The organism is Hahella sp. NBU794, from assembly GCF_050749805.1.
GTDB lineage: Bacteria > Pseudomonadota > Gammaproteobacteria > Pseudomonadales > Oleiphilaceae > Hahella.
In genome coordinates this window covers 3132855-3145751 of the sequence record NZ_CP192738.1, presented here as the reverse complement: position 1 = coordinate 3145751, position 12897 = coordinate 3132855, and the positions used below count along the sequence as shown (strand labels likewise).

Genomic DNA, 12897 nt, shown 5'->3' with positions numbered 1-12897 from the left:
AGGCTGCGCCTCTATTTTCGATGGATCAGCTTAAAATTCAGGATGTTACCCAATGGAAAATGTGAACTATCGGCAGGCGCTGATAGATAAAATGGGAATCCCCGTCACGCAAAATCAGGTCAGCGCCGGGAATATCAATACCGCCTACCTGTCCGCCGGGGCCGGCGCGCCGGTGATATGTCTGCATGGCGCCGGAGCTGGCGCGGTCACTTGGTATCCCTCTCTGGGCGCGCTATCTCGACACTTTCATGTGATCGCGCCAGACATCGTCGGTTACGGCGAATCCGACAAACCCGACGCCCCCTATGATCGCCCTTATTTTTCCGCCTGGCTGCAGGAGTTCATGGCGGCGCTGGCCATTCCCAAAGCGCATATCGTCGGTCTGTCCCAAGGCGGGGCCATCGCCCTGCAATTTGCTCTGGATTGCCCCGACAAAGTAGACAAACTGGTGTTGGTGGACGCTGCGGCATTAGGCGCGCGGCCTTCCTTGCGTCCCATGGTCGGCATGATCTGGTTGAATAGTTTTCCGTCCGCGCTGGCGAATCGCTTTTTCACGCCTTCGCTGCTGTTCGATACGGACAAGCGGGACCCCAATCATGCTCATTATTCCATTGAAGTGCTCAAACGCCCCGGCGGCAAAAACGCCTTCACACAAGGCCGTGGCGCGGCAGTAGCGGCTTTGCCGGAGGAAGCCCTGCGGCGCATTCACAATGAGACGCTGATTATCTGGGGAGAGCAGGACCAATTGTTCGCCATCGAGCACGGCGAAGCTGCCGCCAGACTGATGCCAAACGCAAAACTGCATCGCATTCCCCGCGCCGGCCACCTGCCGCTGATGGACCAGCCAGAGTTGTTTAATCAGGCGTTGCTGGATTTTCTGACCTCAGAGTGATTCAACGTAACAAAGGGCCAACGCCCCTTATCTGCAGTTAAACAACGGTCCACAGTAATGCGTCGGTTCCCACTGGTCGCGGCATCTGCTAGCGTTGAGCTTAAACAACGCCGCCGCCACAAAAACGCAACGCCCTTAAGAGTCGCCACCGCATGTATAACCTTGATATCTATCGCCACGCTGTGATCGCCTGCACTGAAGACGCATTACGGAAAAACCTGCCAGAAAACACGCCGATTGGATCAATACATATTCTGCGCGGACAAGTCTGTTATTGGCCTGACCTGTGCCTCTGGGTTGACGCAAATGACCAGATTACCGAACTGCAAATAGACCCAATCCGTGATGACTGCGCCCTGCCGCCCAACGTGGATGAAGACGATCCGGTCAACGACTTTCTGGTCAAAACGTTTCCCGACATTCCTCCCCATCAGTTTGAGTTTTTCAGCGCCGGCGCATTGATGTGCAAACTGTGGAATACCAATCTGCATGTTATCGAGCATGCCGTTTATGACTTTGTGCAAACTGCAGGATATACAACCGCCGATGACTTTGTGGTTCTGTTTGAGGAGGCTGGCGATTTCTCACTGTGGAAAAAAACTATGCAGGACACTCACTTCTATGATGACGCGATCAAACGCGACATCACGGCGCTGTTCAATTCTGAGAATTCTCTCCGCGAGTTCGCCCACGCCTGTTATCGCAATGAAGCGGACCGGCACTGGTTGATGAATTTCAGGTTGATGAACGTCAGATAGCCCAATCTCCCCGTTCACACCAGCAATACCAGCGCTGCGCAAGGCTTGTTCATAGTTACGCCAGCTCGACAGGCTTGCGCCGGATCGCCTGATTTCCCGTCACTCAGACAGAATGAATGCAACTTCGGGTCTATACTTTATTGATTGCAGTCCGCAGTTGCTGCATTGGAAGTCATAGCAGTCCAAAAATTTATCGCAGTCCTATTTCAAAAACGTCTATTAACCCCTTCTTTTCGCCCGGGGCAGACAGGCTGTCACAGGGATGTCAGTAGCCCCACAACCGTCACAAGGAATAAAAAAAATGAAAATAGGCATACTCTCAAGAAACTCCAAACTCTACTCAACGTCCCGTCTGGTGGAGGCGGCCCGCGAGCGTGGGCATGAACCGCGCGTGGTGGATGTGTTGAAGTGCTACATGAACATCACCACCAATGCGCCTACTGTGCGCTACCGCAGCGGCGGCGTCTCTGAGGAATTGCAGTTCGATGCGGTGATCCCCCGCATCGGCGCCAGCGTAACCACATACGGCTGCGCGGTGCTGCGTCAGTTTGAGGTCAGCGGCGTGTATTCCATTAACGAATCCATCGCCATTACCCGGTCCCGCGACAAACTGCGCGCCCATCAGCTTCTGGCCCGCAAAGGCGTGGGGCAGCCGGTAACCAGTTACGCGCATTCGGCGGACGCCACCAATGACCTGATCGAATCCGTGAACGGCGCGCCCTTGATCGTGAAAGTCATGGCCAGCACTCATGGCAATGGCGTAGTGCTGGCGGAAACGGATAAGGCCGCCGAGACCCTGATCAACGCCTTCCGCGGTTTGAAGGCGGATTTCCTGGTGCAGGAATTCATTAAAGAAGCCGGCGGCAGCGACATCCGTTGTTTTGTCATCGGCGATAAAGTGGTCGCCGCCATGCAGCGCACCGCGCAACCGGGAGAGTTTCGCTCCAATCTGCATCGCGGCGGCAGCGCCCAGGTGGTGAAGCTGCGTCCGGATGAGCGGCGTCTGGCGGTGCAGGCGGCCACGGTAATGGGGCTGGATCTGGCAGGGGTGGACATTATCCGCTCCAGTCACGGTCCACTGGTGCTGGAGGTCAATTCCTCCCCCGGCCTGAAAGGCATTGAAAGCGCCACCAATAAAGACATCGCCGGGGCCATCATCGACTACATTGTTAAGGACGTGCGGAACGGCCCGAATAAGCCCAAAGGGAAAGGATAAGACGCCCGTAGACGGCGTTGAGGTCGGTCTATTTCCTCGTTATCACTAAGAGAGCATCCATGGATCCGATACAAACTCAAGGTTGGCGGGAACTCTTACATCAGACTTACGAGCAGACAATACAGCAACTGATCGCCTTTACGCCCAATATTCTGGGCGCGCTGGCGCTGTTCTTCTTCGGCTTTTTCATCGCGTTGGCGCTGGCGCGCGCCGTGCGCACCGGGGTGACTCTGCTGGAGAAATTGCTTGGTCGCTTGTTTGCGCGCTTCTCCACCAGCCCCTCCTCCCTCAAGCTGCGGCAGTCCTACACCAACGTCATCAGCAAAGCGGTTTTCTGGTTGGTGTTGCTGTTCTTTATCGCCGCCGGCGCCAACAGTCTGGGGTTGAACATCGTCTCCCAGTGGATGAGTCAGCTCCTGCTCTACCTGCCTCATTTCGCCGCCGGCATGCTGATCATGTTGGGGGGCTATCTGCTTAGCAAAGTGATCAATCTGGTGATGACCTCCGCAGCGGAGTCGGTAGGGATCAGACAGTCGGCGCTGATCGGCCGCAGCGTGCAGTTCACGGTGATTTTTATCGCTGTGGTGATCGGCATCGAGCAGATCGGCATCAACATCCAGTTCTTCACCCAGTTCACCATCATTCTCTCCGCCGTCATCGCCGGAGGCTTCTCCTTAGCCTTCGCCCTCGGCGCCAAATATCTGGTGGCGAACATCATCGGCTCCCAGCAGGTGAACAAGCTGGTGCAACTGGGGGATGAAGTCAGCATCGCCGGCGTGGACGGCGTGGTCGTCGACATCACCAGTTCCGTCATCGTGCTGGAAACCCCGCAAGGCAGAACCGCGATTCCCGGCTCCTTTTTCATGGAGCACATCAGCCAGATAAGGGCTGGAGCCGCCAACCACGCCAAAGAGAAATAAACCGCCGCCGCGACCTGACACAGACGGAGTTTCGCCATGACCGATCAGACCTACCAGCTAGCGTTCAGCTTCCTGCGCCAGGAGCCCAGAGCGGCGGCGCGACTGCTGGAGGACAGGGACGCAGGAGAAGTGGCGCAGTTCCTCGCCAACGCCCCCCTGCCCGTCGCCATCAGCGTGTTGAAAGAAATGCTGCCGCGTTTCTGCTCCACGGTGATTCACGCTGCGCCGGAAAGCAGCGCCACGCAGTGGACCGCCGAGATGGGCGCGCACCAGCTCTGCAATATTCTGCGTCACCTGCCGCCCAAACGTCGGGAAACCGTGCTGAACCTGCTGCCGCTGGCGCGGCGCACGCTGTGTCAGCAGTTGCTTTCCTACAGCAACAGCATGCTGGGCGCCTGGACCGAAATTGACGTTCCGGTTTTCACCCGCGACATGACCGTGGAAGACGCCATGACCCGGCTGAAAAAGCGGGAATATCAGGAAGAGCGGGTCGTTTTCGTACTCGATCAGCAACGGTCGCCCCTGGGCGCCATCCCTGCGATCAAGCTGCTGCGCTCGCCCAAGCAGGTGATTTTGGGGGCCCTGGTCAAACCCGCTTTGATCAGCCTGAACAGTCGTCTATCTCTGAGCAACGCCGCCAGTCATCCCTTATGGACCGCCCAGGATTTCGCGCCGGTTGTGTTTCACCACAGTGAATTCATGGGCGTGATATGGCACAGCCGATTACGCGAGCTACTGTCTACTCACTCCGACTGGCTGGCGTCTCCGCAGAAGCCGTCGGGATCGGCGGCGTTGGATTTGCTGCGCGCCCATGGCGAAAGCATGCAGGCGATGGTGGAGGCCGTGCGCGACTCCCTGGTATGACCGGCTCACAGACAAGGCTCATAGCGCCTGAACTTCTGGCAAGGAATCTCTATGGATAACACAACGTCCTACATCAAAGACACGGCGCAACAGCTGACAGATGCTTATCTGCTGCGCTTTCCCGCCAAGGCCGCACGTGAAATCGCCAAGATGCCGAATCAGGAGGCGGTCTCGCTCCTGAGCCAGCAACCCGCGTCCGTCGTCGCCAATCTGTTTCCCTATATGCCTCCCGGTCTGGGCGAACAGTTGATCGCGAACTGGGAGCCGGCGGCCGCGATGGAGCTGCTGCTGAAGCTGGATATTCAACTTACCGCCGCGCTGCTGTCCCGTCTGGAGGACGAGCAAAGAGAGGCGATTCTGGCGCGCATCGCCGCGACGGAAAAAGCGACAGAGAAGGAACTGACCGAACTGCTCTCTTATCCGCTCAACACGGCGGGCCGCATGATGGACGCCCGAGTGCAGATGTTTCACGCAGATCTAACCGTAGAAGAAGTGCTGCAGCAGATTAAGTACCGACGCCCCAAACACATGGACGCCTTTTTCCTGATCAACGATGAGCGCAACGTCATCGGGATTTTTGAGTTGAGCGATCTGATTCTCGCCAACGCCAAGGACAAAGCCTCGAAAATCGTGCGTCCCATCACCGCGTCGTTCAGCACCCTGGACCCGGTCGACGACGTCATCGAAAAGTTCGAAGGGATGCGCGCCAACAGCCTTCCGGTGCTGGACGTGCATGACCAGGTGGTTGGCCTGATTCGCAGCGCGGATATTTATCAGCGCACCAAGGAAGACCTCGCCTCCGATATCGCGTCGATGGTGGGCGCGAGCAAGGATGAAAAAGCGCTTTCCAGCAGTTGGTTCGCCGTACGCAAACGCATGCCCTGGCTGCAGATCAATCTGGTGACGGCGTTTGTAGCCGCTGGCGTGGTCGGCGCCTTCGAAGGCATTATTTCCAAGTACACCGCCCTGGCGATCTTGCTGCCCGTGGCGGCGGGCCAAAGCGGCAACGCCGGCGCTCAGGCCCTGGCGGTAACCATGCGCGGCCTGATTCTCAAAGAGATCACGATTCGTAATATGGGACAGGTGTTTCGCAAAGAGAGCTTCGCCGGTTTTCTCAACGGCGTCATTATCGCCGTGACCTGCGCTATCGGCGTCTGGATCTGGAGCCGCTCTATTGGCCTCGCGCTGATCATCGCCCTCGCGATGGTGTTGTCTCTGACCATCGCCTGCGGCGCCGGCGCCCTGGTGCCCATGGCGCTCAAGAAACTCGGCCTGGACCCGGCGCAATCCTCTTCCATCGTCCTGACGACGGTGACCGACATCGCCGGTTTTATGTCATTTCTGGGGATTGCGACCTTGCTGTCGGGACTCTTGCCCGAGGGATAGAGGCTTGCTGATGTAGACAGGCCAGACCAGTCACTAACGACAATTAATGCCTGACGGTGGTTTCCCGCCACTCGGAAACCGCCTGGCTCACTGCGGCCAGATGAGCATTGGTGATGTCTCTGGGCAAAAACTCGTTCTGACAGGCGTTGATGCGCGTCGCCAATTGATCAATGAACGCCTTGCCTTCAGCTTGATACGCCTCACTCTCCTCCTCATTGAGTTCGATGAGAATGGAAAAATCCACAAACGAGCGAGAACATCTGGCGTCGAGATAGAACTTCGTGTCCTGCTCGAAAAGAAACCACGAGCCCGGTTCATGCAGCATTACGTACACAGTTTGCTCCTGCCTTTAATCATTGGTTTGAGTGTTATGGAGAAGCGCCAGGAACAATCTTCCATCGGCGGGCGGTGATTCATACGCTTTCGCGCCGTCATGCCCGGCTGCAACTCGATAAGTTTTGCCGCTCTTTAAATTTCAACGGGGTGATTACGAAGTTTCAGTGTAAACAGATCCCAAGCGAAAATGCGAGCGCTTCATAACGAAAATAAACCCAAACTTTTGGCCAGATCATTATCAAACTACACCAGAAAAAAAGACCGCCCTTTCAGGCTTGCTCAAGAATTTTCCAATGCGGCCTAAGTAGTTGGAATTGTTAACTTTACATCGTTAATAAAACAACGAATAGTTAGCGCTCTTTTTTGGAAATTTATAGACATAGCAGAATGAAGATCAAGTCCCAATTAATGCTCGCAATGTGCTCACTATTAATCGGCTGTGCGTCGAATCAACCCTCGGAGCCGACCCAGGTGGTGTTCACTTACGGCGATACCTTAATATCAGCGCCTATCGACGAAAACAACGCCTTCGCCGGCGCCATGGAAACGGATACGAAGAGCGTGCAACTATCTGGAAAAATTCAGAAGCAGAACGCCGATTACATCGTGGATGTTGATTTTATCAGCAATGCGAAAGAACCAGAAGCAAGCCACGCCTTCAACTCACAAGTCCTGGTGAAACTGGAAGAGCCGCAGGTCATTGGCCACGCTGACGAAAACGACTTTATCATCAACTTAAAAAGGTAATCGCTGAAAAAGAATATGGGGGCGCCCGGCCATAGATAGAACCTTATTAAGGTCTCGCGATTATACGTTGAGTTATTACGCTGGGATCGCCCCTCCAGGCCAACCATAGCGGTATTTACACCTGACGGTTACCGGTAATGTCAGGTTGATTCTTTTAAAGAAGAAAAATCTTTCCCAATTATATATTTCCCACTCCGCCGTCCACCAACAGCTCTGCTCCCAACATGTAAGCCGACTCATCCGACGCCAGAAAAACGGCGGCTTTCGCCAGTTCCAATGGCGTTCCCATGCGCTTTAACGGCACGAGTTCCTTAACCTCCTCGATCAGTTCCTGCTGTTTCTCCTCCGATAAACCAAATTTCTGAAAAGCGTCGGTATAAGTAGGCCCAGGGCTGAGAGTATTAACCCGAATTCCTTTGTGATGCAGCTCCCCGGATAGCGTCCGGGATAAAGAATTAAGTCCCGCTTTGCTCGCCGCGTACACACTGCTTTGCGCCAACCCGATCTGGGCTGAAACGCTACCGCATAAAATAATGGATGCCAAGTCAGACAATAAAGGGAGCAATGACTGAATTAAAAAGAAGGGCCCTTTCAAGTTAATGTCCATCACTCTGTCAAAACACTCTTCGTCCCATTTATCCAATGGTTTATGGGTTACATCACCGGCATTGATATATACAATATCGATACGCGGAAATTTTTCAGATAATTGCTGAGCCAATATAGTTTGTTGATCTACTTTGCCAGCATCATTCTTTATAACCAGCGCCGACTCTCCCAGTTGATCCTGCGCATATTGCAAACCAGATTCATTACGGCCCGTGACGGCAACGGTCGCCCCTTCAAGTTGAAATTGCTTAGCGGTTTCCAAACCAATACCCGCTGTTCCACCTGTAATTAATGCATATTTCCCATCCAGCCTTTTCGACATACTACTCGCCTTTACTTGCAATTCATTAGAGGATTTATAGTATAGGCAGGCTATTTTGGTTAAAACAGTAGGTTCCAAATGGATACTAAAGAGAAAATCAGTCATTCGGATAAAAAAATTCAGGACGATTCACGTTGTCCAATGACGGATTTCATCAATATCGTTTCCGGAAAATGGGCGATCCCCACCTTATATCGCTTAATTATTACCGACGATATTATTCGATTTGGCGCCCTGCAAAGAGGCATTGGCGGCATTACGCAAAAAGAATTAACCAAGCAACTCAGGACGTTCGAATCATTAGGCATCGTATCCAGACAGGAATACCCGGAAATGCCGCCACGAGTTGAGTATCAGATTACAGAACTCGGAAAAACGCTGAAACCCACACTGGACTCACTGGCGCAGTGGATGACCGAGCATCGGGATGAGTTATTGACGAATAGTCGGAATAACGCGAGTTAAAAGGGCAGCGATTATGGAAACTGCAAATGTCAGAGCTCTGGGAAGCATTTCAGCGCCACGTCCCAAATATGCTCACAGTCCAGCCAGTCTTCAGAAGTAAGAGCCACGTGCTCTCCAGAAATCGTAGTGAGAAACGCCTCTAAAATAGATTTTCGTTTTATCTTATTCCTACTAGTTGAGAATCCCGAAAACCTGAGTATGTAAATTGTTTGTAAGAAACGAGCAATTTTTTCATCTGAACTAATAGACGCTAACCACTGAAGTGCGATAACAGAATCTGTGTCGCCCACATCGCTTTTCATATACAAATTCGCTTGGCCAGGCATTCCCTCTGCATCGTCAAATACAATCCAATTAATACCATCCAGAGTCAAGCCTGACTCGGCTAAACGTTGTCTACACATGAGCAATACCAATGGTAGAGCCGCAAACACGATCAACTCAAGAAACGCTTCGGAGTCGTCAACCTCCCATTCGCCTTCATCGTCCTCGTACTCTCTAACGAATATGCCATTATTCAATAGTTCTACTTCAATTTCTTTAACAATTGACTCTCCCAGATTTATGTCACTTAGGTCATCTATGTCACATACAGAGTCGCCAAACATATAGTTGTATCGAAGTCTAAACTGCTCATAGCCGATGGCGATAAAATCGCCATCAATGGGCTGTCTATAATCACTTTTTTTCAGCAAGCTTATAATATGCTGAAGCATAGGATCATAGTACTCTACAAGCCTCTCAACTATTTTCATAAACTGCATTATAAAAGCTCCACGGATTTCGCAATTAACGGGACAAGATAGAAAGCTTCATTTGAGCCGCCCCACTAACTTCTAAACTTCGTCACTTTACCTGATTCATCAACCGCCGCGTTTACCAAGCCATTCAAATCCAGGGTCGGATTCGCTTCGAGGCAGTGTTGCAGGATGTTCAACGCCACATGGGGGGCGAACATGTGCGGGCCGCGGAATCTTAGCAGCAGTGTTTGAATTTTCTCGTCTTTACGGGGATTCAGCGCTTTGAAGATTTGCTCCCAGTCGGCGTCCGTCCGCACCAGTTCATTCACGACTTTACTGGCGATGCGGGCGTTTCTGGCGCTAATTCTGGCCGCCCTCGCCTCCAGCTGGTCGCGCTTATCCGCCTCCGCCAGCAGCCAACTGGCGTCCAGGGGATTTTTGGGCGAAGGTTTCGTTTTGCGTTTCTTGGCCATAATCAAATTGAGGCATGAGATGGGACTGACGAGTATCGCAATAACAGATCCCAGACTTCAACGCTTGCGAGCCCCCGCCGGGAGGCATAACCTTCGCCGTACTCTTCACAAAAGCGACAAGTTCAGCATTTCGGCTGATAGGTTCGGCCATGCAGCTGGGCTATAGTTTTTCGGCATTTACGACAGCGACCTCATACACAGACTTCGGAGGCCATGCCGGGTGGTTTTGATTTCTTCAGCTCAATATAAAAATACGACGCTTAGCGCACGCGGTCCCTTCATTCTCTTCCTGCTGTTTCTCGCCATCGTTGCGTCTCCCGTGTTCGCGCACGGCGTGGCGGAAGGCGACGCGCTGTTCATCGAACAGGCGGAAGGCATGCACCTGATTCCCTTTATCTATCTCGGAGCCAAGCACATGGTGACGGGCTATGATCACCTGCTGTTTCTTATCGGCGTGATTTTTTTCCTGTATCGGATGAAAGACATTGGCGTTTACGTCACGCTATTCGCCATCGGCCACAGCGTCACCTTATTGTATGGCGTGTTGAGCGGCGCCCAGGTTAACCCTTATCTGATCGACGCCATCATCGGTCTTTCCGTTGTCTACAAGGCCCTGGATAATCTTGGCGCTTACCCTCGCTGGTTCGGCTTTCAGCCCAATACCAAAGCGGCTGTGCTTATCTTCGGCTTTTTTCACGGCTTCGGACTGGCGACGAAGCTGCAGGATTTCACCCTGTCCCAGGATGGCCTGATCCCCAATATCATCGCCTTTAATGTGGGCGTGGAAATCGGTCAGTTACTGGCGCTGAGCGCCATTCTCATTATCATGAGTTTCTGGCGCAAAACCGACGCCTTCGCCAAGCAGGCCTTCACCGCCAATGTGCTCCTGATGAGCGCCGGATTTATGTTAATAGGCTACCAACTCACCGGCTTTTTCGTGAGTTCTTGAGATAATCGACATGCATGACATCACCCACCGCAACCGCGCTGAATCGCCATCCAGCAAAACACTGTTTAAAGCAACCGCGATCGCCATGGTAGTTGGCGCGGGCCTGCTCGTCACGACAGTGCTGCCAGCGGAATACGGCATCGATCCCACCGGCGTCGGCGGCTACCTGGGCCTGACCCAGCTCAACGCCATCGCCCCACAGGAAGCAGCAGAGCCGGTGGAAGACCCCATGATCAGCGACGCCCAACTCGCCTCCCTGCTCAACCCGGTATGGAAAAGCAACGCTCCACTGCGCAACGACACCCTGACCATCACTCTCGGTCCCAATGAAGGCGCCGAGATCAAAGCGCAAATGCAGGAGGGCGACCGCTTCATGTTCAAATGGGAATCGCAAGGCCCCGTCAACTTCGACATGCACGGCGAACGCCCCAATGCCGGCGACGAATTCACCAGCTATTGGGTAGGCAGAAATAAAACCAACGCCAACGGCGCCTTCCAGGCCCCCTTCGAAGGCGTTCACGGCTGGTACTGGCACAACGGCGGCAATCAACCCGTCACCGTAACCGTCACCACAACTGGTTTTTACGAGAAACTTTATAAGCTGTAGTCGCAGGGGCTTCACGCCATGTCAAAGAAGATACAGAAAGAGTTAAGACTGGCTGTGCTGACGCTGCTTGCCACCTTCCTGTTCGGCTGCTCCACACAGAAACTGACAATCAGCCACGCCGAGCTGTTACCCATTGACGTCAAAGAAACTAAAAAGTGGGCGAACGGCGATCCCTACTTATTTGATGGCGATTATTTGGTGATTACGTTTAAGTCGGATCAACCGATAGATACGGAAGATTTCCTCAATCAATTCCGAGCCACAATCGTGAAAGGCAATGACGAAGTGGATTTCTTTGATGGCACACTGGACGGCGTATATCCCAATTACAGAAGCTTTCACGAATGTCTCACGTATCTGAAAACATTCGAATTCGACCGCATCGACTTCCAGCTAAGATACGACCCCATGATAATTCCAGACTACACCAGCAACGTCATATCCTTCACCAAAGAAGAAGTCCTGGAAGCAACGCAAAAACCCATGCTTGAATACAAACAGGCTTTTGAATAATCCCAAACATCCACCCACGCTCATTTCTACTCCCACACTTATCCGCACTCCGTTCGCCCTGAGCCTGCCGAAGGGCCCTCTTGGGCACAGCGCCATCACACGATCCTCAAGGATCATTAGAATGTATTTCCCCTCGCGCTTATTCCTACTCCGTTCGCCCTGAGCTTGTCGAAGGGCCCTCCCGGGCGAATAAACGGAAAACACCCTAACCCAGAGTCGTGACGCATATGGCAGTTTCAAACCAACGCTCTGGGAAGCCCTTCGACAAGCTCAGGGCGAACGGGGAATATGGGAGCTGGAAAGTTAAATTGCTCAGGAGGAGTTAGTCAGGTTTTCCTTTCGCGTGAGATCTAAGTTGATCTCAACACTTAGGACACACAGTTTTTCACCCAGCGCCATCCATCCTTCCGGTCAGAATCCTTCCAATCAGATCCAGCTAAACCGTCCTACAATCACCCTCCAACGCTTATCCCCACTCCGTTCGCCCTGAGCTTGTCGAAGGGCCCTCCCGGGCGAATAAAACGAAAAGCCCCCTATCCCAGAGTCATAACGCATATGGCGGTTTCAAACTAGCGCTCTGAAAAGCCCTTCGACAGGCTCAGGGCGAACGGGGAATATGGCCAGGGAATCGGATGATATAAAACCAGAGTTCCAGCTCACGCCGGAGCGGTTTCATCTCCCTGAGTTGTTTTCACTTCACTTGGCGGTACGCCAAAGTAGGCTCTGACGTGGTCTTCATTCAGGTATCCGCGAACGCCAATGATGTAGACCAGAAACGGAATACCGGTGATCAAACTAACAATCAAAGACGCCCAATCTCCCATCAACATGCCGAATACCGTCAGTAACGCCCAGCCGTATATCAAGGGTCTGGCCAGCATCCAGACATACTTCGAGCGCACCCACAGCAAGGGTCCGCACAGGGTCCAGGCAACGCAATTCGCCATCAGCACATAGCGGGATAAATCATCAGCTACGATGATGACCAGCACCAGGTTGAGCAACAAAAAAACTGTGTTGATGATGGATATGACTTTGATTCCCTTCGGCATGTTTTCTCCTCACGAGAGCGGCGTGTTGGCGCAGATACGTCTTCACAG

Annotated in this window: 16 protein-coding genes; 11 read left to right on the top strand and 5 right to left on the bottom strand. The window is 53.1% G+C overall.

Features of this window, described 5'->3' with window-relative positions:
* The first annotated feature begins 52 nt into the window (after positions 1-52).
* From ACQYWX_RS14035 to ACQYWX_RS14010, 6 genes are all read left to right on the top strand, one after another.
* Complete coding sequence (locus ACQYWX_RS14035) at positions 53-892, top strand: alpha/beta fold hydrolase (RefSeq protein WP_431689231.1); 840 nt, start codon at positions 53-55, stop codon at positions 890-892.
* Positions 893-1044: 152 nt separating this feature from the next.
* The gene (locus ACQYWX_RS14030; RefSeq protein ID WP_431689230.1) at positions 1045-1650 is read left to right on the top strand and encodes a hypothetical protein; all 606 of its coding nucleotides are present in this window, start codon (positions 1045-1047) and stop codon (positions 1648-1650) included.
* Positions 1651-1951: 301 nt separating this feature from the next.
* On the top strand, positions 1952-2866 hold the full coding sequence (rimK, locus tag ACQYWX_RS14025) for a 30S ribosomal protein S6--L-glutamate ligase (protein WP_216736167.1): 915 nt from the start codon (positions 1952-1954) through the stop codon (positions 2864-2866).
* Positions 2867-2925: 59 nt separating this feature from the next.
* Entirely contained in the window at positions 2926-3786 is an 861-nt protein-coding gene (locus tag ACQYWX_RS14020) for a mechanosensitive ion channel family protein (RefSeq protein WP_216736166.1), read from the top strand.
* 36 nt (positions 3787-3822) lie between these two features.
* Positions 3823-4650 carry a magnesium transporter MgtE N-terminal domain-containing protein gene (locus tag ACQYWX_RS14015; protein ID WP_431689228.1) on the top strand — a complete coding sequence of 276 codons (828 nt, stop codon included), beginning with the start codon at positions 3823-3825 and terminating at the stop codon, positions 4648-4650.
* Positions 4651-4701: 51 nt separating this feature from the next.
* On the top strand, positions 4702-6036 hold the full coding sequence (locus ACQYWX_RS14010) for a magnesium transporter (RefSeq protein ID WP_216736164.1): 1335 nt from the start codon (positions 4702-4704) through the stop codon (positions 6034-6036).
* 43 nt (positions 6037-6079) lie between these two features.
* Here ACQYWX_RS14010 and ACQYWX_RS14005 read toward each other — a convergent pair whose 3' ends face one another.
* Positions 6080-6370: a hypothetical protein gene (locus ACQYWX_RS14005; RefSeq protein WP_216736163.1), complete on the bottom strand. Its 291-nt coding sequence runs from the start codon at positions 6368-6370 to the stop codon at positions 6080-6082.
* A gap of 389 nt (positions 6371-6759) precedes the next feature.
* Between ACQYWX_RS14005 and ACQYWX_RS14000 the strand changes: the two genes are divergently transcribed.
* Positions 6760-7119 carry a hypothetical protein gene (locus ACQYWX_RS14000; protein WP_431689227.1) on the top strand — a complete coding sequence of 120 codons (360 nt, stop codon included), beginning with the start codon at positions 6760-6762 and terminating at the stop codon, positions 7117-7119.
* Between the two features lie 178 nt (positions 7120-7297).
* Here ACQYWX_RS14000 and ACQYWX_RS13995 read toward each other — a convergent pair whose 3' ends face one another.
* Positions 7298-8050: an SDR family oxidoreductase gene (locus ACQYWX_RS13995; RefSeq protein WP_431689226.1), complete on the bottom strand. Its 753-nt coding sequence runs from the start codon at positions 8048-8050 to the stop codon at positions 7298-7300.
* 78 nt (positions 8051-8128) lie between these two features.
* Here ACQYWX_RS13995 and ACQYWX_RS13990 point away from each other — a divergent pair, with 78 nt between their 5' ends.
* Positions 8129-8515 (top strand): winged helix-turn-helix transcriptional regulator, encoded by a 387-nt coding sequence (locus ACQYWX_RS13990; protein ID WP_431689225.1) that lies wholly within the window; start codon positions 8129-8131, stop codon positions 8513-8515.
* Positions 8516-8544: 29 nt separating this feature from the next.
* Here the strand turns inward: ACQYWX_RS13990 and ACQYWX_RS13985 are convergent, their stop codons facing one another.
* The gene (locus tag ACQYWX_RS13985) at positions 8545-9279 is read right to left on the bottom strand and encodes a hypothetical protein (RefSeq protein WP_431689224.1); all 735 of its coding nucleotides are present in this window, start codon (positions 9277-9279) and stop codon (positions 8545-8547) included.
* Between the two features lie 65 nt (positions 9280-9344).
* The gene (locus ACQYWX_RS13980; protein WP_431689223.1) at positions 9345-9728 is read right to left on the bottom strand and encodes a hypothetical protein; all 384 of its coding nucleotides are present in this window, start codon (positions 9726-9728) and stop codon (positions 9345-9347) included.
* A 220-nt stretch (positions 9729-9948) separates the two neighbouring features.
* Between ACQYWX_RS13980 and ACQYWX_RS13975 the strand changes: the two genes are divergently transcribed.
* From ACQYWX_RS13975 to ACQYWX_RS13965, 3 genes are read left to right on the top strand one after another with little or no spacing between them, the layout of a single operon-like run.
* Positions 9949-10677 (top strand): HupE/UreJ family protein, encoded by a 729-nt coding sequence (locus tag ACQYWX_RS13975; RefSeq protein ID WP_431689222.1) that lies wholly within the window; start codon positions 9949-9951, stop codon positions 10675-10677.
* A 10-nt stretch (positions 10678-10687) separates the two neighbouring features.
* Complete coding sequence (locus tag ACQYWX_RS13970; protein ID WP_431689221.1) at positions 10688-11284, top strand: hypothetical protein; 597 nt, start codon at positions 10688-10690, stop codon at positions 11282-11284.
* 18 nt (positions 11285-11302) lie between these two features.
* The gene (locus tag ACQYWX_RS13965) at positions 11303-11797 is read left to right on the top strand and encodes a hypothetical protein (protein ID WP_431689220.1); all 495 of its coding nucleotides are present in this window, start codon (positions 11303-11305) and stop codon (positions 11795-11797) included.
* Positions 11798-12453: 656 nt separating this feature from the next.
* Here ACQYWX_RS13965 and ACQYWX_RS13960 read toward each other — a convergent pair.
* A complete protein-coding gene (locus ACQYWX_RS13960; protein ID WP_431689219.1) occupies positions 12454-12849 on the bottom strand; it encodes a hypothetical protein in 396 nt (131 codons plus the stop codon).
* Positions 12850-12897 lie beyond the last annotated feature (48 nt).